Origin of the sequence: Curtobacterium sp. MCLR17_044 (assembly GCF_003234435.1) — a bacterium.
Taxonomy (GTDB): domain Bacteria; phylum Actinomycetota; class Actinomycetes; order Actinomycetales; family Microbacteriaceae; genus Curtobacterium; species Curtobacterium flaccumfaciens.
The window spans coordinates 20879-46674 of record NZ_QKTC01000006.1 but is presented as its reverse complement, the minus strand read 5'-3'; the positions used below and the strand labels follow the sequence as shown (position 1 = coordinate 46674).

19 protein-coding genes are annotated in these 25796 nt (G+C 68.8%); 2 read left to right on the top strand and 17 right to left on the bottom strand.

Annotated elements, in window-relative coordinates:
- Positions 1–148: 148 nt before the first annotated feature.
- The 11 genes from DEJ04_RS05400 to DEJ04_RS05350 all read right to left on the bottom strand — a co-directional run bounded on the left by DEJ04_RS05400 (position 149) and on the right by DEJ04_RS05350 (position 12700).
- Complete coding sequence (locus DEJ04_RS05400; protein ID WP_111046464.1) at positions 149–871, bottom strand: hypothetical protein; 723 nt, start codon at positions 869–871, stop codon at positions 149–151.
- 1 nt (position 872) lies between these two features.
- Positions 873–1649, bottom strand: coding sequence for a hypothetical protein (locus DEJ04_RS05395; protein WP_111046463.1), 777 nt, complete (start codon positions 1647–1649; stop codon positions 873–875).
- Positions 1646–2698: a type IV pilus assembly protein PilM gene (gene pilM, locus DEJ04_RS05390; RefSeq protein ID WP_111046462.1), complete on the bottom strand. Its 1053-nt coding sequence runs from the start codon at positions 2696–2698 to the stop codon at positions 1646–1648. Before pilM ends, DEJ04_RS05395 begins: the two co-directional genes overlap by 4 nt.
- A 59-nt stretch (positions 2699–2757) precedes the next feature.
- Entirely contained in the window at positions 2758–3621 is an 864-nt protein-coding gene (locus DEJ04_RS05385; RefSeq protein WP_111046461.1) for an A24 family peptidase, read from the bottom strand.
- Entirely contained in the window at positions 3618–5486 is a 1869-nt protein-coding gene (locus tag DEJ04_RS05380; protein ID WP_146248645.1) for a hypothetical protein, read from the bottom strand. Before DEJ04_RS05380 ends, DEJ04_RS05385 begins: the two co-directional genes overlap by 4 nt.
- Entirely contained in the window at positions 5483–6136 is a 654-nt protein-coding gene (locus DEJ04_RS05375; RefSeq protein ID WP_111046459.1) for a PilW family protein, read from the bottom strand. The genes DEJ04_RS05380 and DEJ04_RS05375 overlap by 4 nt, the downstream gene beginning before the upstream one ends.
- Positions 6136–7479, bottom strand: coding sequence for a carboxypeptidase-like regulatory domain-containing protein (locus tag DEJ04_RS05370; RefSeq protein ID WP_111046458.1), 1344 nt, complete (start codon positions 7477–7479; stop codon positions 6136–6138). Before DEJ04_RS05370 ends, DEJ04_RS05375 begins: the two co-directional genes overlap by 1 nt.
- Before the next feature lie 88 nt (positions 7480–7567).
- Positions 7568–7996 (bottom strand): prepilin-type N-terminal cleavage/methylation domain-containing protein, encoded by a 429-nt coding sequence (locus tag DEJ04_RS18800; RefSeq protein WP_309148012.1) that lies wholly within the window; start codon positions 7994–7996, stop codon positions 7568–7570.
- Positions 7997–8181: 185 nt separating this feature from the next.
- Complete coding sequence (locus DEJ04_RS05360; protein WP_111023277.1) at positions 8182–9414, bottom strand: type II secretion system F family protein; 1233 nt, start codon at positions 9412–9414, stop codon at positions 8182–8184.
- Positions 9414–11012: a type IV pilus twitching motility protein PilT gene (locus DEJ04_RS05355; protein ID WP_284176636.1), complete on the bottom strand. Its 1599-nt coding sequence runs from the start codon at positions 11010–11012 to the stop codon at positions 9414–9416. The genes DEJ04_RS05360 and DEJ04_RS05355 overlap by 1 nt, the downstream gene beginning before the upstream one ends.
- Positions 11013–11032: 20 nt before the next feature.
- Positions 11033–12700, bottom strand: a complete 1668-nt coding sequence (locus DEJ04_RS05350; protein ID WP_111023276.1) for a GspE/PulE family protein — start codon at positions 12698–12700, stop codon at positions 11033–11035.
- Between the two features lie 401 nt (positions 12701–13101).
- Between DEJ04_RS05350 and DEJ04_RS05345 the strand changes: the two genes are divergently transcribed.
- A complete protein-coding gene (locus DEJ04_RS05345; protein ID WP_071245506.1) occupies positions 13102–13497 on the top strand; it encodes a VOC family protein in 396 nt (131 codons plus the stop codon).
- Positions 13498–13626: 129 nt separating this feature from the next.
- Here the strand turns inward: DEJ04_RS05345 and rpoC are convergent, their stop codons facing one another.
- The 6 genes from rpoC to DEJ04_RS05315 all read right to left on the bottom strand — a co-directional run bounded on the left by rpoC (position 13627) and on the right by DEJ04_RS05315 (position 24799).
- Positions 13627–17508 carry a DNA-directed RNA polymerase subunit beta' gene (rpoC, locus tag DEJ04_RS05340; RefSeq protein WP_110863230.1) on the bottom strand — a complete coding sequence of 1294 codons (3882 nt, stop codon included), beginning with the start codon at positions 17506–17508 and terminating at the stop codon, positions 13627–13629.
- A 44-nt stretch (positions 17509–17552) separates the two neighbouring features.
- Complete coding sequence (gene rpoB, locus DEJ04_RS05335; protein WP_071406174.1) at positions 17553–21041, bottom strand: DNA-directed RNA polymerase subunit beta; 3489 nt, start codon at positions 21039–21041, stop codon at positions 17553–17555.
- Positions 21042–21427: 386 nt separating this feature from the next.
- The gene (locus tag DEJ04_RS05330) at positions 21428–22063 is read right to left on the bottom strand and encodes a hypothetical protein (RefSeq protein ID WP_111046457.1); all 636 of its coding nucleotides are present in this window, start codon (positions 22061–22063) and stop codon (positions 21428–21430) included.
- A 332-nt stretch (positions 22064–22395) separates the two neighbouring features.
- Entirely contained in the window at positions 22396–23079 is a 684-nt protein-coding gene (locus tag DEJ04_RS05325; RefSeq protein ID WP_111046456.1) for a response regulator transcription factor, read from the bottom strand.
- Positions 23076–24281, bottom strand: coding sequence for a sensor histidine kinase (locus DEJ04_RS05320; protein WP_111046455.1), 1206 nt, complete (start codon positions 24279–24281; stop codon positions 23076–23078). Before DEJ04_RS05320 ends, DEJ04_RS05325 begins: the two co-directional genes overlap by 4 nt.
- Positions 24278–24799 (bottom strand): hypothetical protein, encoded by a 522-nt coding sequence (locus tag DEJ04_RS05315; protein WP_111046454.1) that lies wholly within the window; start codon positions 24797–24799, stop codon positions 24278–24280. Before DEJ04_RS05315 ends, DEJ04_RS05320 begins: the two co-directional genes overlap by 4 nt.
- Before the next feature lie 131 nt (positions 24800–24930).
- On the opposite strand from DEJ04_RS05315, the gene DEJ04_RS05310 reads away from it, so the two are divergent.
- Complete coding sequence (locus DEJ04_RS05310; RefSeq protein WP_110863235.1) at positions 24931–25773, top strand: spermidine synthase; 843 nt, start codon at positions 24931–24933, stop codon at positions 25771–25773.
- Positions 25774–25796 lie beyond the last annotated feature (23 nt).

The following is a 25796-nucleotide window of genomic DNA, read 5'->3' as shown; positions in this document are numbered from 1 at the left end:
CACGACGAGGAACGGCCGGTTCGAGCCGACCGTTCGAGAGGGGATGAGCAGCCGCGATCACGGCGTCTGGTGCATCGTAATCACAACGACGGGTGTCGCGGAAGTGGGGTCGGCGTGGCGCGGACGACCCCAGTCCGTGGGGGTCGGGTCAGCCCTTCGCAGCTGTGTCCGAGTCGGCGGTCAAGACGTACACGTAGCCACCGAACGTCCACGTCGTCGCAGCCGCCGCGGCCGGGTCGGTCGAGTCCTGCGAGATGGAGGACGACACCGTGGTGACCAGGAAGAGTCGAGCGCCGTCCTGCATGCCCCCGACGAAGGACAGGGCCTGGTCGAACGACCCGTCGACCGACACGGAGACGGGGATGGCCGAGAAGTTCGCGGCCGAGATCGCCGGGTCGGTCACCGGCGCCGTCGCGGCGCCGGTGGATGCGGCGGTCGGCTCGGGCGTCGCCCGGTCCGTCGCCTCGTTCGTCGCGGAGGCCGACGAGTCCTCGGTGCCCGCGGCAGTCGAGGCTGCGACGGGGGCGGTGTACGCCACAGCGTCGGACGTCGTGATCGCGGACACCTTCACGCCCGCCCGGGCTGCCACGCCGTCGACTGCACCGTAGAAGGAGGACATGTTCGCACTCGACGGCACCGAGGTGGTGAGCTCCGCGAGTTCCGCCTTCATCGCCGGCAGGGACTTCGCGCGGTCCTTGAGCCGGCCGAGTTCCGCCGCCGTCGTCCGGTTCGTCGCGTCCACCGACACCTGGTCGGTACGGTCGCTCGCGGCCTGTGCGAGATGTGGCTGCACGCCGAGGAAGAACCCGGCGAGTGCCACCACGACCATCGCCACGACGGCGAGGAGCATGTTGAGTCGGTTGCGGGTCATCTCACTCGCCCTTGTCCTGGTACTTGCCGTCGAAGGCGGCCTGGTCGACGTGGATCGTCATGTTCACCGTGTACGTGCCCGTCGTCGGGTCGAGCGTGACCGAGTTCGCGGTCGCGTCGACGAAGCCCTTGAGCCCCTTGACGGCATCGAGCCATGACGGAACGGACGGCAGCGTCGGGCTCTGCGCGTCGATGGTCAGGGTCGCGACACGCTGCCCCTGGAGCGGGGTGTCAGCCTGCGCGTAGGCCTCCAGCGGCGTGGCCGAGTCGATCGCGACGCCGGTGATCTCGACTCCCGCCGGGAGCGATGCCTTCAGCGAAGCGAGGTACGGCTGCCAGGCGATCTCCGTGGCCCCGCCGACCGACTGCGCGGCTTCACGCAGCGCGGTACCGGCCTCCGTGTCCCGGACCTCGCGGTAGTTCGCCTGCTGCTGCAGGAGTGACAGGGTCTCGTCCTGCGCGTGGGTCAGGTCGTCGTGGGCCTGGCTGGACAGGAGGCTGGCTCCGGCGGTCGCGATCCCGACCACGATCGCCACGAGGACGACGCCCGCCCACATCCGACGGACGACACGGCTGCTGCGTCGGTCGGCGAGGACCTCGGTGGGCAGGAGGTCGACGCTGGGGCGGCCCCCGACGACGATCTCGCTGGGGGTGGTCCGACGCTGACGCCTGACGCGCTCCGCGGTCTCGGCGGCGACTCGCAGGGCGGGGTCGGGCGCCGCTCCTCGGCGGCGACTCCGTCCAGAGCGCGAGGGCTTCGACTTGGTCGACTGGCTCATGCTGCCTTCCCTCCCGCGGCGAGTCCCCATGCCACGGCGATCGATGCGCCGTGCGCGTGCAGGTCCTCGACCCGGATGGACTTCGCGAGCGCGACGTTGGCGAACGGCGCCCCGAACCGGACGGGCGTCCGGGTGAACTCCGAGAGCGCTGCGGCGAAACCGGGGAGCGCAGCTGCAGCGCCGCAGAGCAGGATCTCGCCCACGGGCTCGGCAGGGTGGGTGTTGACGAAGTAGTTGACGGTGTTGCGGAGACTCGAGAGCAGTTCGCCCATCGTCTCGCGGACTGCCGCGACCGCGAGCGCGTCGTCGCCGGTCCGCGCCCGCTCCGGATCCATGCCCAGGTGGCGCTTGACGGCTTCGGCCGCTCCCTCGTCGATCGTCAGCCGGCCGGCGAGGAGCCGCGTGATGTCATCGCCGCCGGTCGGCACGATGCGGACGAACTTCGGGACGCCGTCGGTGACGATGACGACGGTCGTCGTGTTGCCGCCACACTCGACGATGGCCACGGTGCCCGGCCTGTTCGCCGGCGCGAGGACACGTGCCAGGGCGAACGGGATGAGGTCGACACCGACCGGCTTGAGCCCGGCGTTCTGGACCGCGCGGACGTTGGCGAGCACGGCGTCCTTCACGGCGGCGACGAGGAGACCGCTCACGGTGGGGCCGTTCTCCCCCGTCTCCTCGCTGGTCGGGTAGAAGTCGAGGATGGCGTCGCCCACGGGCACCGGGAGCATGTCCTGCACCTGGAAGGGCAACGATTCGCGGATCTGCGCGATGGGGGCCTTCGGGACCGTCAGGTCGCGCGACAGCACGCGCTGGTTGCCCATGCCGAGCACGACGTCCTTCGAGCGGAAGCGCCCGAGCGACCAGAGCTGTCGGAGCGCACCCGCGACCGTGTTGGGCTCGAGCACCTCCCCCTGCTTCGTCGCGCCCGGGGGCACGGGCACCTCGGCGAACCGCAGGATCGTCGGTCTCGGCTTGTCGGCGTCCTGGACCTCGACAGCACGGATCGCGGCGGCGCCGATGTCGACGCCCACGATGCTCTTCGACATGGGTGGTCCTTCCGTGACCGTCTTCGGGTCGGTCTGGTGGGTCAGCGCGCGACGAGGCGTCAGGCGAGTCCGAGGAGGCGCAGGTAGCCGTCCCATGCGGGGGCACCGACGGCGATGCCGAGCCAGGCACCCGCGAGCATCCAGGGGCCGAACGGGATCCCGCTGCGACGGCCCGCCCGGCGCACGACCAAGAGGACGACTGCGAAGGTACCTCCGAGCAGGAACGCCGCGAAAGAACCCACTGCGAGGGGTCCCCATCCGAGGTACGCCAGCACGAGGCCGAGCACGCCGGCGAGCTTCACGTCGCCGAGCCCCATCCCGCCGGGCACCGCCAGCGCGAGCACGAGGTAGACGCCGCCGAGGACGACCAGGCCGATGAGCCCCCGGAGCGCGGCGCCCCAGTCGCCGGACGCCGCCGACGCCGCCAGCAGGAGCACGGGCAGCACGACGTAGGCCGGCAGCACGATCCGGTTCGGCAACGTGTGGGTGTCGAGGTCGATGAGCGTCAACGAGATGCTGATCGCCATCAGGTACAGGAGCGCGACGAGCAGGACCGCTCCGTGGATCGATCCGGAGACGCCGTCCGGTGCCACCAGCGGCGACCACGGTGCGAGGACCGAGAGCAGCGTCACCGCGACGAACAGGAGGCCCGTGGCGGCTTCGACGAGCGGGTACCGGGCCGAGATGGGCGCGCCGCAGTCACGGCACCGGGCGCGCAGGACGATCCAGGAGACGACGGGCACGTTGTCGCGACCTCGGATCGCGTGACCGCATCCGGGGCAGGAGCTGGCCGGCGCGACGACGGACATGCCCGCGGGCACCCGGTACACGACGACGTTCAGGAACGACCCGATCGCGAGACCGAGCACACCGACCAGCGCGGCGACGAGGGGCGCGACCGAGGCGAAGGAAGCCACGGTCACTTCCCCGTCGGGGTGCCGTCGGCGCGGAAGGCCGTGGCCGACTCGGTCTCGGTCGTCACGCCGTACGTGGTCGAGACCGGCTGCAGGAACTTGGGCGGGGCGGAGGACTTGAGTCTGCTGTCGTACGAGTACGCCTTCGCGTACCCCGTCAGCAGGCCGTTGCCGTACGAGGTGCGGACCGAGCCGCGGAACTGCTGGGCGATCGATCCGTAGATCGTGAGGATGCCGAGGTTCGACCCGTACTGGCTGTTCTGGACGTTGAACGTGCCGAGGTTGCTGGCGATGGCCGCGTCGATCTCGATGTTCTTGGTCGGCGCCGTGTTCGTCGAGTAGGAGCTGCTGCCCGTGTTGCACACCGTGTTCGACCAGCCGGAGTAGCTCGAGCACGACACGGGGTTGTAGACGGAGACCGCCTTCTGCCCGACGAGCCCGAGCATGTCGTCGGAGGTCCGGCCGTTCTGGTAGACGATGTTTCCGGTCACGTACAGAAAGTTCTCCGCGGCGAGGGTCATCTGTCCGCCGAAGGATCCGGACACGAAGGCATCACCGCTGCGGCACCCGTAGTACCCGGCATCCCCGCGCGTTCCGGTGAACTCGCCGTTGAGCGGGTACCCCAGGCCGTTGCCGTAGTCCGAAGTCGTCGAGGTCCCCGACTTGACCGTCTGCTGGCAGTAGACCGGCGAACCCGCGTTCACGGTCCCGTTGACCGTGCCGGACGGTGTGGCGCTGGACGCCCAGTAGTTCGGGTCTCCGACCGTCGACGGCACGCTCTGCACGTAGACCAGGTTCGCGGGCAGCGTGGGGACGACGGCACCGGTTCCCCGGAGGGCAGCGACCGAGCCGCACAGGGCGTCGTTCCCCGGGCCCGGTGCGATGGCGCTGCCGTTGGCGTTGCCCTTGACCTGTGTGGAGATGGTCCACGGTGAGACCACGCGCATCTTGCCCGCGGCGAGGAAGGTGATGGACGTCGGACCGGTGTACAGGCACCCGGGCTTCGCCACCTTCTCGGGGATGTCGGTCCGTGCCTCCTGCTTCATGTTCGCGTTGGTGCTCGGCATGGGGAGCGTCCCGACGTTCTTGATCTTCCCGCCGATGAACTTCGTGGACGAGCGGCAGGCGGAGTCGATGGTCGTCGCCTTGCTCGTGTAGAAGAAGTCGGCGGGCCCCGTGTCCTGCACGCTCGAGTTGAACGTCGCTCCGCAGGCGGTGATGACGTCGTTCGACCGGACCGGCCCGTCGAGGACGTCACCGCTGGCGAATGTGACGGCTTCACAGCTGCTGCTGGAGCTCCAGTCGTCGTCGTTGCGGTGGTTCGAGACGCAGCCGGCGTTCGTCAGGCTCGGGTCCTGGGACTCGTAGTTCGTGAAGTACAGGTAGTTGACGAAGCCGTCGCCGCGGAGGTCCACGACGATGGTCCTCGTCGTGGCACCGGCCTTCCCCGTCACGCGCAGGCGGACCTTGCCGGTCGTCGAGTAGTCGGAGTTGTCGACCTCGTACCGGTAGGACTGGTCGGTGCTCCCGACCACGTTCGCCCACGAGCCGTCCTTCGTGGTGCCGAAGGCCTTGTTCGCCGGATCTGCCGTGTACGTGCTCGTCGACGAGAACGCGGTGCGCACGCCGTACTTGACGTAGGCGTTGTCGGCTGCGAGGCGGCCCTGGTAGTCGGAGAGACCCGCGTACGCGGCCGCGATCGCCTTGTTGTAGTTCGTGTCGGTCGTCGCTTTGGTCGCACCGCTCGTCGCGGTGGCGACGACGAGGGACAGCACGATCATGAGCACCGCACCGATCCCGATGACGGCCGCGAGGGCGACCCCGCGTTCGTCGTCTCGGGCGCGCAGGCCTCGGAGGATCCGGATGAGCATCATGACTCCGTGGCTGCGCCGTAGTCGAGGTTGCGCAGGTTGATGGTGGCCTGGAACGTGCTGTCGTTGACGGTCGCGCCGCCGGTCGACCCCACGGTCAGTGCTACGCGGACGGACCGGATCGTGTCGTAGGTGGCGTTCGCCGGCGCGGACACGGGTCCGTTGTCCGCGTCGACGTACGAGAAGAGCGTGCCGGCACGGACCACGTCGGCGAGCCACAGCGTCCGGGTGGCGCCGGTGAACGTGCAGTACCCGCCGGTCGGGCAGTCGCCCCGCTGCAGCTGCATGCGCAGCCGGTTCGACACGACGTCGACCGTCACCTTGGTGAGCCCGGCCCGCGCGCTCGACAGGTCGACACCCGAGTAGAACTGCACGCTCCGGCCAGTGGCGCTCACGAACGCGGGCGCGCTGACCGTCTTGCTCACCTGCCAACGAGATGCCTCACGCAGGTACCGGCTGAGCTGCGTCATCGACGTGGTGCCCTGTCGGGTGCTGTCGTTGACCGAGGACACCGTGCGCTGCGCCTTCGAGATCGACACGAAGAAGCTCCCGACCAGGGTGAGCAGCAGCGACGTCACGAGCATGGCGACGAGGAGCTCCACGAGCGTGATCCCGCGTTGATCGCCACGCAGACGACGGAGGAGCGCGCGCATCAGCTGGCCGGCCTCGGGTCGACGAGGACGACGCCATCGGTGACGGCACCGTTGCTGACCATCGCGGTGTTGGTGGCGGTGAGCGTGAGCGGCGTCGTCGCCGCGCCTGCGGTGCCGCCCGTGAACAGCTTCCAGGTTCCCCACGGCAGGGCGATCGTCATGCTGTCGGACGTCGGCTTCGGGAAGCTCAGGGTCATCCCCTTCGCGCAGCCGGGATCGCCGTTCACGGCCGTCGTGGTCTTCGCGGTGATGAAGAGCGCCTTGTCCGGCTTGGCGAGCGTGATCGCTCCCATGCTGATCGGGATCGGCCCGGTCGCGTCCTTGAACTCCGTCGCCGTCCCCTTCTTGCCGGCCTTGTTGGCGGTCGTCCAGGCACCTGGTTCCGGGCCCAGGCAGGTCGCTGCGGCGTCGGACGACACGTCTGCGGAGTACAGACCGGCCACCGCCTGGTACCCCGAGGGGAACGGGAACAGGGCCGCGCTCGTCGGGGCGGGGTTCAACACGGTCGTGCCCGACGTCCCGTTGGTGATCGACAAGGGCAGGTTCGTCGGCAGGATCGCGGACGATGCCGGCGAGGTCACGTACTTGAACGAGTAAGTCGTCACCTTGTCGAAGGTGAAGGCGGCAGCACCGGAGCTCCCGACCGACACCGTCACCGACTGCGATGACGGACTCAGCTGTTGGGTCGAGTCGATGTACCCGGTGCGGGCGACCGACACCTTGTAGGTCCCGGGCACGACGCCGGCCACGTAGGTGCAGCCCTCCGCGTCCGTCGCCGGGAACGTGACCCCGGCGGGGCCACCGCTCACGGTCGGCACGACCCCGGAGACGCCGATCCCGTTCGCGTTCGTCACGCCGACGAGGATCGAACCCGTGGTGTCCGAGTTGATGTTCGTGAGTGGAGCGATGGCGCTCGACATCTCGACCTGCTGGGTCCCGGACGCTGCAGCACTGGTCTTCCACCGCACCGTGACCGTCACGGCCTTGTACGACAGGCTGCCGTCGCCCGTGCCGCAGGCGGTGGCCGCGCCGGACGACCGGGTCCACGAGACCTTGCGGGTCAGGTCGAAGACCTGGTTGCCGACCTGCTTGGTGGCGGTCCCGCTCTTCACGTTGAAGATGCTCGGGGTGTCCCGGAGGTCGTCGATGTCCTCCATCGCGATCGTCGACGCCACTTCGCGTGCACGGGTGTCCTTCGAGAGCACGAGAGAAGCGGCGATCCCGGCGGCGATCCCGGCGGCGATCAGGGCGAAGATCGTCATCGCGACCATCACCTCGATGATGGTGAAGCCGTCCTCGTTGTCCCGTGCGGAACGCAGTCGCTCGGCGATGCGCGAGATCATGGCGTCCCTTCTGAATGGAGTGGTCGTTCCGATGCTCGTGTGGGCGCCGGCCTCGACGAGGCGGCGCCCACACGGTTCACAGCGAGTGTCAGCAGGCCCCGGTCTTCACGCCGTCGGTCTCGTTGGCGGAGAAGACCTTGGCGGTCGAGCTCGTGCCCTGGACACAGAAGCCGGTCGCGGTCTTCTTGTAGATAAGAGCGGTCGTGCTGGGTCCCTTGGTCGCGCCCGCGGCCTTGTAGGCGTCCGACGTCAGGCTCACATCAGCATCTGCCGGGAACGCCCCGTCGCCGGACGTGACGATACTCACGACAGCGGTCTTCGCGTTCGACACATCAGACTTCACCGACGAGTCCTTCGCGTTGTTCTGCACGCCGATGTACACCGGGATGGCGATCGCGGCGAGGATGCCGATGATGATGACGACGACGAGGAGCTCGATGAGCGTGAAGCCCTTCTCGCCGTCCTTCAGGAGACCCTTGCGGCGAGCGTCGAGCTTGCCCATGAGAGCGAAGTACATGGTTGTTTCCATTCTGCGGGGAATGTCGGGGGAATGATTTCGGGGCTTGCTCGGCCGCCGCAGATCAGCGTATTGGGGGCACATCGAGCGGCCAATCCCGAGAACGGGGGCCATGCTGGGCACAAAACACCCCCAGTGCGGGGGAGGATTGATATCGACAATGCCCCCGCATGGGGGTGGAATGACTAGGAAGCGTTCTGCACGACGTTGGTGATCTGGAAGATCGGCATGTAGAGCGCGATGATCATCCCACCCACCACAACGCCAAGGAACGCGATGAGCAGCGGCTCGATCAGCGAGGTGAGGGCGTCGGTGGTCGCCTCGACCTCGGCGTCGTAGAACACCGCGATCTTCTCGAGCATGATCTCGAGGGAACCGGCGTCTTCACCGACCGCGACCATCTGCGTCACCATTGCCGGGAAAACCGATTGTGCGGCGAGCGGCACCGCGATTGATTCACCTTTCCGCACGGCCTCTGCGACATTGTCGAGCGCGCGCTTCACGACGAAGTTGTTCGACACTTCCCCGACGATCCGTAATGCCTGCAGAATGGGAACGCCGGCGCCGATCATGTTCGAGAAGTTGCGAGCGAACCGAGCAATGACGATCTTCTTCTGCAACGGGCCGAAGACCGGCAGTTTCAGGGTGATCGGATCGATGAACGCTCGGACGCGTTCGGTGTTCTTGTTCGCTCGCCACCAGAGCCACGCCAGCACGACGACGATCGCGAGCGGGATCGCGACGTACCGCATGGCGTGTGACAGCGTCACGAGGATCTGCGTCGGCAGCGGGAGCGTGCCGCCGAGCGACGAGAACATGTCCTGGAAGATCGGGACGATGAAGATGAGCATGATGGCGACCGCCACCAGCGACATCACGAGCACGACCACCGGGTAGGTCATCGCCGACTTGATCGTCGAGCGGAGCTTGTGCTCCTTCTCGAAGTTCGTCGCGATGGAGTCCATGGCCTGGTCGAGGAACCCGCCGGTCTCCCCCGCACGGATCATGTTGATCATGATCGGCGGGAAGTCGACCGGGTACTTCGCGACGGCGTCGGAGAACGAGACGCCGCGCTCGACGTCGTCGCGGACCTTGCCGAGGATGTCCTTGAGCTTCTTGTTCTCGGTCTGGTCGGACAGGATCGTCAGGGTCCGCAGCAGCGAGAGCCCCGAGGTGAGCATCGTCGAGGCCTGCCGCGACATGATCGCGAGGTCCTTGAGGCCGACGCCCTTCTCGAACCCGGGGATCTTGATCTCGGTCTGGAGCCCGGTGCCGGCCTTGGCCTCGGTGATGGCGATCGGTGAGACGCCCATCCCCCGGAGGCGCTGGACGACGGCTCCCTCGGACGCGGCGTCGAGGCGACCCTTGACGAGCTTCCCGGCGCCGTCACGCCCGCGGTAGTCGAACGCGAGTGACATCAGTAGCCTCCGGAGAACTTGTCGCCGAAGTCGATGCCGCTGGCGGCGATCGCGGCGGCCGAGGAGTCGGACGGGGACTCGACGCGCTGGACGAGCCGGTCGAAGCCCTCTTCGTCGTGCACCTTCTCCATCGCGGCCTTGCGCGAGATCGTGCCGACGTTGACCAGTTCGGCGAGGTCCTGGTCCATGGTGTGCATGCCGAGGTCACGGCCGGCCTGCATGGCAGAGGTGATCTGGTACGTCTTGCCCTCGCGGATGAGGTTGCCGATGGCCGGGGTGATGGTCATGATCTCGGTGGCGACGACCCGGCCGACGCCGTTGGCCTTCGGGACGAGGGTCTGGCAGACGACACCCTGCAGGGTGGCCGCGAGCTGGGTGCGGATCTGCCCCTGCTGGTGCGGTGGGAAGACGTCGATGACGCGGTCGATCGTGCCGGGTGCGCTCTGCGTGTGCAGGGTGGCGAACACCAGGTGACCGGTCTCGGCGGCGGTGAGCGCGACGGAGATGGTCTCGAGGTCGCGGAGCTCACCGATCAGGATGACGTCGGGGTCCTGCCGCAGCACGTGCTTGAGCGCGGAGGCGAAGGAGTGGGTGTCGGCGCCGACCTCGCGCTGGTTGATGATCGACCGCTTGTGGTCGTGCATGAACTCGATCGGGTCCTCGACCGTCACGATGTGGTCGGCACGGCTCTCGTTGACCAGGTCGATGAGCGCGGCGAGGGTGGTCGACTTGCCCGAGCCGGTCGGGCCGGTGACGAGGACCAGGCCACGGGGCAGGCCGGCGAAGTCACCGACGTGCGCGGGGATGCCGAGCTGCTTGAGCGTCTTGATCCTGGTGGGGATGATGCGGAACGCGGCGCCCCAGTTGCCGCGCTGCTGGTAGTAGTTCACGCGGAAGCGGTACTCCGGCGACAGCGAGTACGCGAAGTCGAGCTCCTGGTCGTGGTCGAACTGCCCGGCCTGTTCGACGGACAGCAGCGTCTTGAGCGCCGCGATGACCTTGCCACGCGACCACGCGCCTCCGGGCACGGCCGGCCGGAGCGAGCCGTCGACGCGGACGGTGGGCGGGGCGTCGGCCGTGACGTGCAGGTCGGAGGCCCCCTGGTAGACGACCTGTGCAAGTGCGGTGATGAGGTCGGGGTCGGCGACCTCTCGTGCGTGCCGGGCGAAGTCGATGTCACCGGCCGACGCCGCGGCGAGGGCCGGGGTCGGAGCAGGCTCAGCCGGTGTGGCGTGGTGCGCGCCGCTGTAGGCGATGGCCGGCAGCTGCTGGGTCGCCGGCTCGGCGTACCCGTAGGTGGCGGTCGACGACGGCACCGCGGCGGGCGGCGTCGCCGGAGCGGTGGCGGACTGCGCCACGGGCGCAGCGACCGGACCACCCACGGGGCCGGCAACCGGGCTCGCCACGGCCGTGCCGGTGGGCGCGGGCCACACCGCCGAGTCGTCCGTCAGGTCGTAGACCTGCTCGGGCGGGGTAGCGGCTGCCGCGGCCAGACGCGCGGCACGGCGAGAGCCGACCTCGGCGCCCGGGGTGCCGGGGTGCCATCCGGCGACGGGCTCGTCGCCGGGCATGGTGATGTCGTACACGGAGTCGGTCATCTGCTCGTCCTGTTCCCCGGTCACGCGACGACGCGCAGGATCTCGTCGACGCTCGTCATGCCGAGCTTGACCTTCTCGAAGCCGTCCTGGCGGAGCGTGAGCATGCCCTGTTGCTGGGCGACGCGACTGATCTCCGCGCTCGAGGCACGACCGACGGCGAGCCGCTCGATCTCCTCGGTCACGGTCATGACCTCGTGCAGGGCGATGCGGCCGCGGTACCCGGTGTTCGAGCAGACGGCGCAGCCGACCGGGGCGAAGAACGCGGGCATCTCGTCGCCGGGGGCCAGGAACCCGAGCGCCCGGAGCTGCTCGATCTCGTACACGGCGGGCGCCTTGCACCGGTCGCACAGCCGACGGGCGAGTCGCTGGGCGACGACGGAGTCGAGGGCGGACCCGACCAGGAACGGCTCGATGTCCATCTCGGTCAGACGGGTCACGGCCGACGGGGCGTCGTTGGTGTGCAGGGTCGAGAGCACGAGGTGCCCGGTCAGCGACGCCTCGATCGCGATCTGGGCGGTCTCGTGGTCGCGGATCTCACCGAGCAGCACGACGTCGGGGTCGGAGCGGAGGATCGAGCGGAGCGCGGAGGCGAACGTCAGGCCGGCCTTCGGGTTGACCTGCACCTGGTTGATGCCGGCCATCCGGTACTCGACCGGGTCCTCCACCGTGATGACGTTGATCTCGGGCTTCGCCACGGCGTTGAGGGTCGTGTACAGCGTCGTCGACTTGCCCGAACCGGTGGGACCGGTGACCAGGATCATGCCGTACGGCTTCGAGTAGGACCGCTGGTACGCCTGGAAGTTCTGCTCGAGGAGGTTGAGGTCCTTGAGGGTCAGCGAGGTGTTCGTGTTGTCGAGGATCCGCATGACGACCTTCTCGCCCCACACGGTGGGCAGCGTCGCGACACGGAGGTCGATCTGCCGGCCGCCGTGCCGCACGGACATGCGGCCGTCCTGCGGCTTGCGACGCTCGGCGATGTCGATGTCGCTCATGATCTTCAGGCGGCTGATCACGCCGTTCTGGATGTTCTTCGGCGCCGGCGCCATCTCGTGCAGCACGCCGTCGATGCGGTACCGGATCCGGACCTCGTGCTCGCCGGGCTCGATGTGGATGTCGGACGCGTGGTCCTGGATGGCCTGCGACACGAGCAGGTTCACGAACCGGACGATCGGGACGTCGTCGAGGGCGCCGTCGGCGATGTCGATCTGCGCCTTCGAGGTCGTCGATGCTTCTTCTTCCAGCGACGACGTCAGGTCGTTCAGCTCGTCGTCGGCACGCAGGTACCGGTCGAGGGCAGCGACGAGGTCACGCTCCTCGACCTGCAGCGGCTTGATCGCGCGACCAGACGCCGTCCGGGCGTCGTCGATGGCGAGCACGTTCGTGGGGTTCACCATCGCGAGGATGAGCAGGTCGCCCTCGAACCCGACGCCGAGCACACCGTGACGACGGCACAGGGCCGCCGGCAGGATCGACACCGCGGTGCCGTCGACGGGGTAGTCGCTCAGCGGGACGGTGCGTGAGTTGTTCGACGCGGCCCGGGCGGTGATGAACTGGGCCTCGCTCACGACGCCCTGGTCGACCAGGCCACGGATGGCGCGCTCGTCGAGGTCCTCGTCACCCGTCATCGCATCGAGGTGCTCGATGGGCAGGGCGCCGTTCAGGATGAGGATCTCGGACAGGGTCGCCATGAGTCCCGTGCCTCCTTGGACTCGCGCACGGCGAGACGTCGTCGGGTGATGCGCCACCAGGGATGTGGCGCCCGACCACGCTACTTCTGGGGCCCTCGCCGACCGCAGTCCCAGAAAGAGGGGGCGGAGGGGGTCCGGCTGCACCCAGAACTGGGGTCCACGACCGGTTCGGCCCCGGTCCGGGGGACGCCTGGGCCGGTTCGCGGTGGCCGTCGGAGGGTGCATGTCCGCCAGCCTCCCGGACCCCGCACGGCTGCCGGAGTCCTGGCGAGCGGTCCGTGGAGAACGTCGGTGTCACACGGGGGTGTGGAGGAACGAGGCCGTCGTCCGACGCGGGCCGGACAGCGCGGCGCCGCGGAATCCCTCTCGACGCGCGCCCCCACCCGGGCACATGATGAGACATGGACATCACGAGCGTGACCGTGGGGTTGCCCGTCAGCGACATCGAGGCGTCCTGCCTCTGGTACGGCGCGGTCTTCGAGCGCACCGAGCCGGACCTCGAGCCCGAGGACGGCGTCGCCGAGTACGAGGTCGGCGGCATCTGGATCCAGCTCTACGTCGACGAGCAGGCCGAGGAGAACCCGGTCAGCGTCCGCTTCGGCGTCGACGACGTCGCCGCGCAGCACGCACGAATCGGCGCGCTCGGCATCGACATCGGCCCCGTCGAGTGCGTCGACGGTGCGGTCGACTGGTTCGACGTCCGCGACCCCGACGGCAACGTGCTGAGCCTGTTCTCGCTGGTCGACGAGACCGGACGCGGTTCCGGCCGCGACAACGGCGCGGGCCGCGCGCTCTAGCCGCGACCCCACGGCGGACGGGAGGCCCGTGGCGGCCCCGCACCGCGCCTCCAGGCCGTCACGTGGTGACGACACGACGAAGGCCCCGCCTCCTTGCGGAGACGGGGCCTTCGTGGGATCACATCAGGCTCAGTTGTACGTGCCCGGCGTGAAGTCGTCCGACGAGAAGCTGTCGAAGTCGACGAAGCTCAGGTCGGCGTCCGAGAACGACGAGTCGTCAGCGAAGATGCGGTTGGGGTACCGCTCCGCCTTCGCCTCTTCGGTCGCGTTCACGTCCACGTCACGGTACCGGCTGAGGCCCGTCCCGGCGGGGATGAGCTTACCGATGATGACGTTCTCCTTGAGGCCGACGAGGTGGTCCTGCTTGCCCTCCATGGCCGCCTGCGTGAGCACGCGGGTGGTCTCCTGGAAGGAAGCGGCGGACAGCCACGACTCGGTCGCGAGGGACGCCTTCGTGATGCCCATGACCTCCTGGCGAGCCGAGGCGGTCTTGCGACCCTCCTGCAGCGCCGCACGGTTCAGCGCGTTGTAGCGCGACCGGTCGACGAGCTCACCCGGCAGCAGGTCGGTGTCGCCGTGGTCGACGACGGTGACCTTGCGGAGCATCTGGCGGACGATGACCTCGATGTGCTTGTCGTGGATCGGCACACCCTGCGAGCCGTAGACGTCCTGCACACCGTTGACCAGGTGCTTCTGGACCTCTCGGACACCCTTGACCCGGAGGACTTCCTTCGGGTCGACGGTGCCGGCGATGAACTGCTCGCCGAGCTCGACGTGCTGGTTGTCCTCGATGAGGAGCGTCGCACGCTTGAGCACCGGGTAGATGAACGGCTCGTCGCCGTTGTCCGGCGTGAGGATGATCCGACGACCCTTGTCCGTGTCCTCGACCACGACGCGGCCGGGGGCCTCGGCGATCGGGGACGCGCCCTTGGGGGTACGCGCCTCGAAGAGCTCCGTGACACGCGGCAGACCCTGGGTGATGTCGTCGGCCGAGGCCGAACCACCCGTGTGGAAGGTACGCATCGTCAGCTGGGTACCGGGCTCACCGATGGACTGCGCGGCGATGATGCCGACTGCCTCACCGATGTCGACCAGGTTGCCGGTGGCGAGCGAACGGCCGTAGCACTTCGCGCAGACACCGACGGCCGACTCGCAGGTCAGGACCGAGCGCACCTTGATGCTCTCGACACCGGCTGCCAGCAACTTCTCGAGGAGCACGTCACCGACGTCCTCGCGAGCCTCTGCCACGACCGTGCCCTGCGCGTCCACGGCCTCGGTGGCCAGGGTGCGGGAGTACACGGTGTTCTCGACGCGCGGGTCGCGGACGAGCTTGCCGTCGGCGTCCACGGTCGCGATCGGCAGCTCGAGGCCACGCGTCGTGCCGCAGTCGTCCTCGCGGATGATGACGTCCTGCGAGACGTCCACGAGACGACGGGTGAGGTACCCGGAGTCCGCGGTACGGAGCGCGGTGTCGGCAAGACCCTTACGAGCACCGTGGGTGGCGATGAAGTACTCCGCCACGGTCAGGCCCTCGCGGTACGAGTTGATGATCGGGCGGGCGATGATCTCGCCCTTCGGGTTGTTCACCAGACCACGCATACCGGCGATGTTGCGGACCTGGAGCCAGTTACCACGAGCACCGGACGACACCATGCGGTTGATGGTGTTGTCGACCGGGAAGTTGTCGCGCATCTCCTGCGCGATCTCGTTCGTGGCCTCGGTCCAGATCTTGATCAGGTCGGCGCGACGCTCGGAGTCGGTGATCAGACCCTTGTCGAACTCGCCCTGCACCTTGGCGGCCTGGATCTCGTAGCCCGCGATGATCTCCTTCTTGCGAGGAGGCGTCACGACGTCCGACAGGGCGACGGTCACACCGGAGCGGGTGCCCCAGTAGAAGCCGGCGTCCTTGATCCGGTCCAGCGCAGCGGCCGTCTCGGTCTTGGAGTAGCGCTCTGCGAGGTCGTTGACGATCGCGGAGAGCACGCCCTTGTCGGTGACCTTCTGGACGAACGGGTAGTTCGCCGGCAGGGTCTCGTTGAAGAGCGCACGGCCCAGGGTCGTCTCGAGCAGCACGGTGTCGCCCTGCTCGTAGCCCTCGGGAGCTTCACCCTCGGCGAAGTGGACACCCGTCATGCGGATCTTCGCCATCGCGTTGAGGTGCAGCGTGTGCTGGTCGTTGGCCAGGATCGCCTCGGCGACCGAGGAGAACGCACGGCCCTCACCGACGGCGCCCTCGCGGACGGTCGTCAGGTGGTGCAGACCGATGATCATGTCCTGTGCGGGCAGGGTCACCGGACGGCCGTCGGACGGCTTCAGGATGTTGTTCGAGGCGAGCATCAGGATGCGGGCCTCGGCCTGGGCCTCGACCGACAGCGGCAGGTGCACGGCCATCTGGTCACCGTCGAAGTCCGCGTTGAACGCAGCACACACGAGCGGGTGGAGCTGGATGGCCTTGCCCTCGACGAGCTGCGGCTCGAACGCCTGGATGCCCAGACGGTGCAGCGTCGGCGCACGGTTCAGCAGGACGGGGCGCTCGCGGATGATCTCCTCGAGCACGTCCCACACCTGCGGACGCGAACGCTCGACCATGCGCTTGGCCGACTTGATGTTCTGCGCGTGCGACAGGTCGATGAGGCGCTTGATCACGAACGGCTTGAAGAGCTCGAGCGCCATCTGCTTGGGCAGACCGCACTGGTGCAGCTTCAGCTGCGGGCCGACGATGATGACCGAACGGCCCGAGTAGTCGACGCGCTTGCCGAGCAGGTTCTGGCGGAAACGACCCTGCTTGCCCTTGAGCATGTCGCTCAGGGACTTCAGGGCGCGGTTGCCGGTACCCGTGACCGGACGACCACGACGACCGTTGTCGAACAGCGCGTCAACGGCTTCCTGCAGCATGCGCTTCTCGTTGTTCACGATGATCTCGGGGGCACCGAGGTCGAGCAGGCGGCGGAGACGGTTGTTGCGGTTGATCACACGACGGTAGAGGTCGTTGAGGTCCGACGTGGCGAAACGGCCACCGTCGAGCTGCACCATCGGGCGCAGCTCCGGCGGGATGACCGGCACGACGCCGAGCACCATCGCGGCCGGCGAGTTGCCGGTGGCGAGGAAGGAGCTGACGACGCGCAGACGCTTGATCGCGCGGATCTTCTTCTGGCCCTTGCCCTCGGCGATCTGCAGACGCAGTGCCTCGGCCTCGGCGGCCAGGTCGAACGCCTCGAGCCGGAGCTTGATCGCCTCGGCGCCCATGTAGGCGTCGAAGTAGATCCCGAACCGGTCCTGGAGCTCGTGGAAGACGGCGTCCTCGGGCTTGAGGTCGCCCACCTTGAGGTTGCGGAAGTCCTCCCACACACGCTCGAGACGGGTGATGTCCTCGTCGAACGACTTGCGGACCTGGGACATCTCCTTCTCGGCGGTGTCCTTGGTGCGGCGCTTGACGTCGGCCTTCGCACCCTCTTCCTCAAGGGCTGCGAGGTCGTCCTCGAGCTTCTTGAGGCGGTCAGCGATGATCGAGTCGCGCTGGCCCTCGAGGGTCTTGATCTCGAGACGCATCTCGTTCTCGAGACCCGGCATGTCCGCGTGACGGCCCTCTTCATCGATGTCGATGATCATGTACGCCGCGAAGTAGATGACCTTCTCGAGGTCCTTCGGCGCCATGTCGAGGAGGTACCCGAGGCGCGACGGGACGCCCTTGAAGTACCAGATGTGCGTGACGGGGGCAGCGAGCTCGATGTGGCCCATGCGCTCACGACGGACCGAGGACTTGGTGACCTCGACGCCGCAGCGCTCGCAGACGATGCCCTTGAACCGGACACGCTTGTACTTGCCACAGGCGCACTCCCAGTCGCGGGAAGGACCGAAGATCTGCTCGCCGAACAGACCGTCCTTCTCGGGCTTCAGGGTGCGGTAGTTGATGGTCTCCGGCTTCTTGACCTCGCCGTACGACCACTGACGGATGTCCTCGGCGGTCGCGAGGCCGATCCGAATGGCGTCAAAGGAAGTTGCTTCGAGCAATGTTCTTCTCTCTTGCTGATTCAGGCTTCGATGTACGGGCGGGATCAGATGTCGTCGACGGAGGACGACTCGAACCGCGAGGAGATGTTGATGCCCAGCTCCTCCGCAGCGCGGAAGACCTCGTCATCGTTGTCGCGCAGGCTGACCGCCTGGCCGTCGGCCGAGAGGACCTCGACGTTCAGGCAGAGCGACTGCATCTCCTTCATGAGGACCTTGAAGGACTCGGGGATGCCGGGTTCCTGGATGTTCTCGCCCTTGACGATCGCCTCGTAGACCTTCACGCGGCCGAGGATGTCGTCGGACTTGATCGTCAGGAGCTCCTGGAGGGCGTAGGCGGCACCGTACGCTTCGAGCGCCCACACCTCCATCTCACCGAATCGCTGTCCACCGAACTGCGCCTTACCACCCAGCGGCTGCTGCGTGATCATCGAGTACGGACCGGTCGAACGCGCGTGGATCTTGTCGTCGACCAGGTGGTGCAGCTTGAGGATGTACATGTAGCCGACCGAGACGGGCTCCGGGAACGGCTCGCCGGAGCGGCCGTCGAAGAGCTGCGCCTTGCCGGACGAGCCGATCAGGCGCTCGCCGTCGCGGTTCGGGAGGGTCGAGTCGAGGAGGCCCTCGATCTCGCGCTCGTACGCACCGTCGAACACCGGGGTGGCGACCTTGGTGCCGGGCTCGGCGCTGTGCGCTGCCTCCGGCAGGTTCTCGGCCCAGTCCTGGATGCCCTCGACGTTCCAGCCCTGCTTGGCGAGCCACCCGAGGTGGATCTCGAGCACCTGGCCGAAGTTCATGCGGCCGGGGACGCCGAGCGGGTTGAGGACGATGTCGACGGGGGTGCCGTCGGCGAGGAACGGCATGTCCTCGACCGGGAGGATGGTCGAGATGACGCCCTTGTTGCCGTGACGACCGGCGAGCTTGTCACCCGCGGTGATCTTGCGCTTCTGGGCGATGTAGACGACCACGCGCTGGTTGACACCAGAGCCGAGTTCGTCGTCACCGTCCTGCGAGTCGAACACCTTGACGCCGATGATCGTGCCCTCTTCACCGTGGGGCACCTTGAGCGAGGTGTCGCGGACTTCGCGCGACTTCTCGTTGAAGATGGCACGGAGCAGACGCTCCTCGGCGCTCAGCTCGGTCTCGCCCTTCGGCGTGACCTTGCCGACGAGGATGTCGCCGGGGCGGACCTCGGCACCGATGCGGATGATGCCGCGCTCGTCGAGGTCGGCCAGCAGGTCCGGGCTGACGTTGGGGAGGTCACGGGTGATCTCCTCCTTGCCGAGCTTGGTGTCGCGGGCGTCGACCTCGTACTCCTCGATGTGGATCGAGGAGAGCGTGTCGTCCTTGATGAGGTTCTGCGACAGGATCATCGCGTCCTCGTAGTTGTAGCCCTCCCACGGCATGAACGCGACGAGGAGGTTCTTGCCGAGCGCGAGCTCGCCGTTCTCCGTCGCGGGACCGTCGGCGATGACCTCGCCCTGCTCCACGCGCTCGCCTGCGGAGACGATGACGCGGTGGTTGTAGCTCGTGCCCTGGTTGGAGCGGTCGAACTTGCGCAGGTAGTAGGTCTGCGTGCCGCCCTCGTCGAGCTGCAGGGTGACGGCGTCGGCCGAGACCTCGGAGACGACACCGGCCTTGTCGGCGGTGACGACGTCGCCGGCGTCGATGGCCGTGTAGCCCTCCATACCGGTACCGACGAGCGGCGACTCGGAACGGAGCAGCGGGACGGCCTGACGCTGCATGTTCGCACCCATGAGGGCGCGGTTCGCGTCGTCGTGCTCGAGGAACGGGATGAGCGACGTCGCGACCGACACCATCTGGCGCGGGGAGACGTCCATGTAGTCGACCTCGTCCTTGGCGACGAGTTCGACCTCGCCACCCTTCTTGCGGACGAGCACCTTGTCGTCGGCGAAGTGGAAGTCGTTCGTCAGCGGGGCGTTGGCCTGCGCGACGACGAAGTCGTCCTCTTCCGAAGCGGTGAGGTAGTCGATGGTCTTCGTGACCTCGCCGTTGACGACGCGACGGTACGGGGTCTCGATGAAGCCGAAGGAGTTGATCCGACCGAAGGAAGCGAGCGAACCGATCAGGCCGATGTTCGGGCCTTCCGGGGTCTCGATCGGGCACATGCGGCCGTAGTGCGACGGGTGGACGTCACGGACCTCGACGCCGGCACGCTCACGGGACAGACCACCCGGGCCGAGGGCCGAGAGACGACGCTTGTGCGTCAGGCCCGCGAGCGGGTTGTTCTGGTCCATGAACTGCGACAGCTGGGACGTTCCGAAGAACTCCTTGATCGCGGCGACGACCGGACGCACGTTGATGAGCGTCTGGGGGGTGATCGCCTCGATGTCCTGCGTGGTCATGCGCTCGCGGACGACGCGCTCCATGCGGGACAGACCCGTGCGGACCTGGTTCTGGATGAGCTCGCCGACGGCGCGGATGCGACGGTTGCCGAAGTGGTCGATGTCGTCCACGTCGAGGCGCAGCTGCACCGGCTCGCCGTCACGGACGCCGTCGATCGTGGTGCGCTCAGCGTGCAGCGACACCAGGTACTTGATCGTCGCAACGATGTCCTTGACGGTGAGCACCGAGTCGGACAGCGGGGCGTCCATGCCGAGCTTGCGGTTGACCTTGTAGCGGCCGACCTTCGCCAGGTCGTAGCGCTTCGGGTTGAAGTAGAAGTTGTCGAGGAGCGCACGCGCGGCCTCGGCAGCGACCTGCTCGCCGGGACGGAGCTTGCGGTAGATGTCCTTGAGCGCCTCTTCCTTCGTGAGGACGGCGTCCTTCTCGAGGGTCGACTCGATCGATGCGAAGCCCTGGAACTCGTCCATGATCTCTTCGCTCGTCAGGCCGAGGGCCTTGAGGAAGACGGTCACGGACTGCTTGCGCTTGCGGTCGATGCGCACGCCCACCTGGTCGCGCTTGTCGATCTCGAACTCGAGCCAGGCACCACGCGACGGGATGATCCGCGCCGAGTAGATGTCCTTGTCGGAGGTCTTCTCCTGCTGGCGCTCGAAGTACACGCCGGGCGAACGGACGAGCTGCGACACGACGACGCGCTCGGTGCCGTTGATGATGAACGTGCCGCGTTCGGTCATGAGCGGGAAGTCGCCCATGAAGACCGTCTGCGTCTTGATCTCACCCGTCATGTGGTTCATGAACTCGGCGTTGACGTACAGCGGAGCGGCGTAGGTCTTGCCGCGCTCCTTGCAGTCGTCGATCGAGTACTTCGGGTCTTCGAGCTCCGGCGCGGTGAACGAGAGCTGCATGGTCTCGCCGAGGTCCTCGATCGGGGAGATCTCCTCGAAGATCTCCTCGAGCCCCGAGTGCAGCGCGAGGTCGGTACGACCCTGCTCCTGCCCTTCGGCGAGGCGGGCCTTCCAGACGTCGTTGCCGACGAGCCAGTCGAAGCTCTCCGTCTGGAGTGCGAGCAGATCAGGAACCGTGAGGGTGTCCGTGATCTTGGCGAACGAGAGTCGCGAGTGGTTGCGACCGTTCTTGGGGTTGGTGGATGCGTTGGGCGCAGCAGCCAAGGGTGTGACCTCCGGTAGGCCCCGTCGGGCCGACACTGACGAGCAGTGTGTAGGTGAGTGGATTGATCGCTCGGCGAACCCTGAGATGCAAGCCCTGCGACCACGCCGACGCGTGCCTTGACGCGGAACGTCGGTGCACGTGTGGGATGATCTCCGTGAGCGGTACCCGCCGCCATATACGGGTCCGGCTGCACCAGGGCGAGATGAGTTTCTGTCTCAGAACTCTGCGTCGACCGCAATATGACGACACGGATGCCAGGGAGCGCGAACTGTCATCATAGTTCGCTCCGTGGCGCGCTGTCCAGTCCCGGCTTGACCGGATTCGGCAGTGGCGTGTATAAGCCGCCACACGCCGCTTCCATTCCCCTGCTCAGCCGGGTCCCTGCTCAACCCAGCCGCTCGCGCTCGACGCGATCCGCGCCTCCCGGCCCGCCCGGCAGTCCGGCCAGCGCACGGAACGCGTCCTCCGGTCGACGCGTGCGGACGAACGTGACCCGGCCCCGGTCGTCCGTGAGCTCGATCCCGAGCCCCGGCGTGAGGATGAGCGCACGCTCGCCACGACGGATCCGCAGGCCGACACCGCCGTAGGTGGCCGCGTCCGCCTCGACCAGGCGGACGTCGGTGATCCGCCGGCGCGGGATGCGCCGCGGCGGGAGCGGACGGAAGTGCAGGGTCACGTGCCGCTCGGTGACGGTGAACCCGGCCCGGGCGAGCAGGAGCAGCGACCCGAGGGCGACGGCGAGCAGGGCCGGCACCAGCAGGGCGACCTCCGGCGCGTCCCCGGGCCAGCCGAGCACGGCGGCGGACAGCCCGGCGCCGCCGAGGAGCAGCGCCGTACCGACGACCCGCATCCAGGTGGGTGCCGTCTCGCGGTCGGCGTGGAGCGGCAGGGCGGCGCTGGACGGATGGGCGGCACGGGTCGGCCGGGAGGCTCGGATCACCCGGGTGGGTCGGGTTCCGGACCGGTGGGTGTCCGGGGTGGTGAGGCGTGCGGTGGGCACGCTCATGGTGTCGGCGGTCATGACGGAGGTCTCCTGCGGCGGATCAGCAGTGGTGCACTCGTCATCGGGTGCGGTGCGTTCGACGGCCAGCGCGCGCGGGTGGCCGGAGGGGTGGCGCGCAGCAGCACGCCGACGGCGCGCACGCTCGAGCGGTGGGGGCGCTCACGGGCACGTCGTGGTCACGGTGTCCGGGCGGACGCGTGGAGTGTGGGGCACACACGCATCGACGCTCTGGCGCCGTGACGACAGGCGTCAACGGTACGCAACGAGTCTTGGTGTCCGCTGGTCGTCCATGTGTACGCATTCACGTGTCCGCAGTGCGTCGCCCGGGGACGACGGGGTGCTGCGGGTGGTCAGCGCAGGACGCGGGCGACGGCCTCGGCCCGGGTCCGGACCCCGAGCTTCGCGAACACCTGGTTCACGTACGACTTCACGGTGGGCACCGTCAGGAACAGCTCGGCGGCGATCTGTGGGTTCGTCCGGCCGTCCGCGATCCGCTCGAGGACGTCCACTTCGCGCGGGGTGAGGTCCGGGAACCGAGCACCGAGCGACGGACCGGGATCGGGTGACGCAGGCGCCGCGGAACCAGCAGCGACACCGGCACCTGCACCGGCACCACCGGCGAGGCGCGCCACCAGCCGCGCCCCCACGGTCGCGTCGAAGGTCGACTGCCCGGCGGCCACCGCCCGCACCGCGGTCGCGATCTCCGCTCGTCCGGCGTCCTTCGTCAGGTAGCCGCGGGCTCCCGCCCGCAGCGCGGTGGTGATGGAGTCGTCGTCGGCGTAGGTCGTCAGCACCAGGACCGCGACCCCGGGGTGCTCGGCGACGATCCGCGCGGTGGCGGTCGGCCCGTCGACCCCCGGCATCCGCAGGTCCATCAGGACGACGTCGGGCACGTGCCGGTCGACGGCGGCGATCGCCTCGGCACCGTCGGCCGCCTGCCCGACGACCTGCAGGTCGGGCACGAGCGACAGCACCGTCACCAGGCCGTCGCGGACGATGGCCTGGTCGTCGACCACGAGCACCCGGATGGTCACGAGCGGTCGTCCTCCGCAGCGTCCGCAGCGTCCGCGTCGCGCGTGCCGTCGACGGGCAGGTGCATGGCGACGACGAACTCGTCGTCGGAACGCTCGGCCTCCACCGTGGCCTCGCTGCCGAGTTCCGCGAACCGCTCGCGCATCCCGAGCACCCCCTGCCCGCCGCTCGGCAGCGGGTTGGCCACGACGACGTCCACGGCGTCGCCGTCCCGGATCACGGACAGGGACACGGGGCGGCCGGGAGCGTGCCTGCGGGCGTTGCTGAGGGCCTCCCGGACGACCTGGACCACGGCGGCACGGTGGGCGTCGTCGAGGACCGCGAGGGTCGCGTCACCCTGCACGACGACCTCGCCGCCGAACGAACGGTGTGCGTCGAGCAGGGCCGTCAGGCCCGACGCGTGGTCGGCGGACGGACTGGAGGCACGGGTCGGCTCCGGCTGGCCGGGCTGCGGTTCGTCGCGGAGCGCGTGCACCGCACGCCGTGCCTCGGCCAGGCCGTCCGCGGCCAGCGCGCGGGCCTCGCCGGCTCGGCGGGTGGCCTCGTCGACGCGGCCGGCCTCGAGCAGGGCCTCGACCGCGTCGAGCTGCAGCACCAGACCGCCGAGCGAGTGGGCGAGGACGTCGTGGATGTCCCGGGACGCCCGCGACCGGTCGGCGAGGAGCCGTGCGCGCTGCTGCTGCCGCTCGGTCTCGCGGGCCTGCGCCGTCGTGATCCGGACCTGCCGACGGCTGAAGCCGACGAGCACGCCGAGCAGCAGCCCGCCGCTCACGCCGAGGACGAACTGCACCGACGTCTGCTCGAGCGTCGCGGTGACGGCCACCACCACGACGGCGGCGAGCGCGGCGACCGCGGCCGTCCAGACCGGCAGACGCAGGTCTGCTCCGAGGATGACGAGCCCGACGATCACCGGGACCACCAGCAGCGAGTCGGTCGGCACCACGGTGAGCGATCCGGCGGCGATCATCACGCCGGCTGCGGCGACGAGGACGCGGGGCGTGCGTGCCCCTTCGCGGACGGCCCAGGCGGCGAGCGCCACGGCCCCGACGGCCCAGACCCACGCGGGGTGGTGGAGCAGGAGGCCGTTCCGCACGAACCAGAAGGCGACCACGGCGATCCCGACGGCGTTGAGTCCCCAGGAGAGCACCGAGGCGGACCGGACCCCGGCGGGGTCGGTCCGGTCCGGGTCGGTCGGCAGGCTCACCGCACCATCATGCCGCGGCGGGCGGCCGCCGACCGGTCGCCGCCGCGGGGGATGCGCTGGTCGACGACCAGGGCACGGGCGGCACGGTTCAGGGCGAGCACGAGCAGGATCGTGCCGGTCGAGGTGAGCAGGTGCGCACCGAGGTGGCCGCCGAGGACGTCGAGCCCGACGCGGGCGGCGATCAGGACGATCCAGAGCGCGGCGCCGAGCCACCCGGTGCGGGACTGCAGCGTGCGGCCCTTGTCGTCCGGCGTCGTGACCGTGCGGAACCGGGTCATGGCCCCCATCGCGAGGCCGACGCCGACGGTGAGCAGGGCCTCGAGGCCGAGGAACACGACGTCGGTGGTGGTGACGGTCGCCGTGGTCTGTGCGAGGACGACCACGCCGACGATCGCCATCACGAGCGGTCCCCGCCAGATGCGCGCCGGGTCGAGGGACCGCCAGGTCGCCTGCCGGTAGGCCAGGAGGCCGACGAGGGCGAGGCCGATGAGCACGTTCGCGAGGAGCTGGACCGACATGGTGTGCCTTTCGAGGTGGTCCGGCGGGGCGTTCCCGACCGGTGTGATCAGCCTCGTTCCAGGTGCTCCGCGGGCACACCAACCAGGGGTGGGGACGCGGGTGGTGATCGCGGTGGTGTTCCATTGACGGCATGGCTGATGCGTTCGACGGGTTCCGGATCGGTGCGGGGTACTCGGTGGTGGAGCCGGACCGGCACCGACCGGGGTCCTTCACCCTGGTGGTGGACGGCACCCCGCAGTCGCACGTGGACCTCGAGGACCCGACCCACCTGGCGTTCGAGTACATCCGGCGGATCGGGCACGCGATCGACCTGCTGCCGGACGGCCCGATCACGGCACTGCACCTGGGCGCCGGCGCCCTCACCCTGCCCCGCTACGTCGCGGTGACCCGTCCGGGTTCGCGGCAGCAGGTGATCGAGCTCGAGCGCGACCTGGTCGAGCACGTGCGCGAGGCCCTGCCGTTCCCCCGCGGTGCCTCGATCCGGGTGCGGTACGGCGACGCCCGGGAGGTCCTCGGCAAGCTGCCCGCCGGACTCCGCGGCACCGTGGACCTGGCGGTGGTGGACGTCTTCGGCGGTTCGCAGATCCCCGCCCACGTGACGAGCGTCGAGTTCTACCGCGAGGTCGCCGCGTTCCTGTCGCCGACGGGCATCGTCGCGGTGAACGTGGCCGACGGTGCCGGGTTGGCCTTCGCCCGCGGGCAGGCGTCGACGCTGCAGTCGGTGCTGCCGTCGGTCGCCGCGGTCGCGGACACCGGCATGCTCAAGGGCCGGCGGTTCGGGAACATCGTGCTGCTCGGGTCGCCGACCGACCTGCCGGTGGCGGACATGCCGAGGCGGTACTCGTCCGACCCGATGCCGGCGAAGGTCGTGCACGGTGCGGAGCTCAAGGCGTTCATCGCCGGGGCGCCGATCGTCACCGACCAGACGGCGGTCGCGTCGCCGGAGCCGAACCGGAGCGTGTTCGGGGGCTGATGCCGGCACAGGGCACCGCCGGG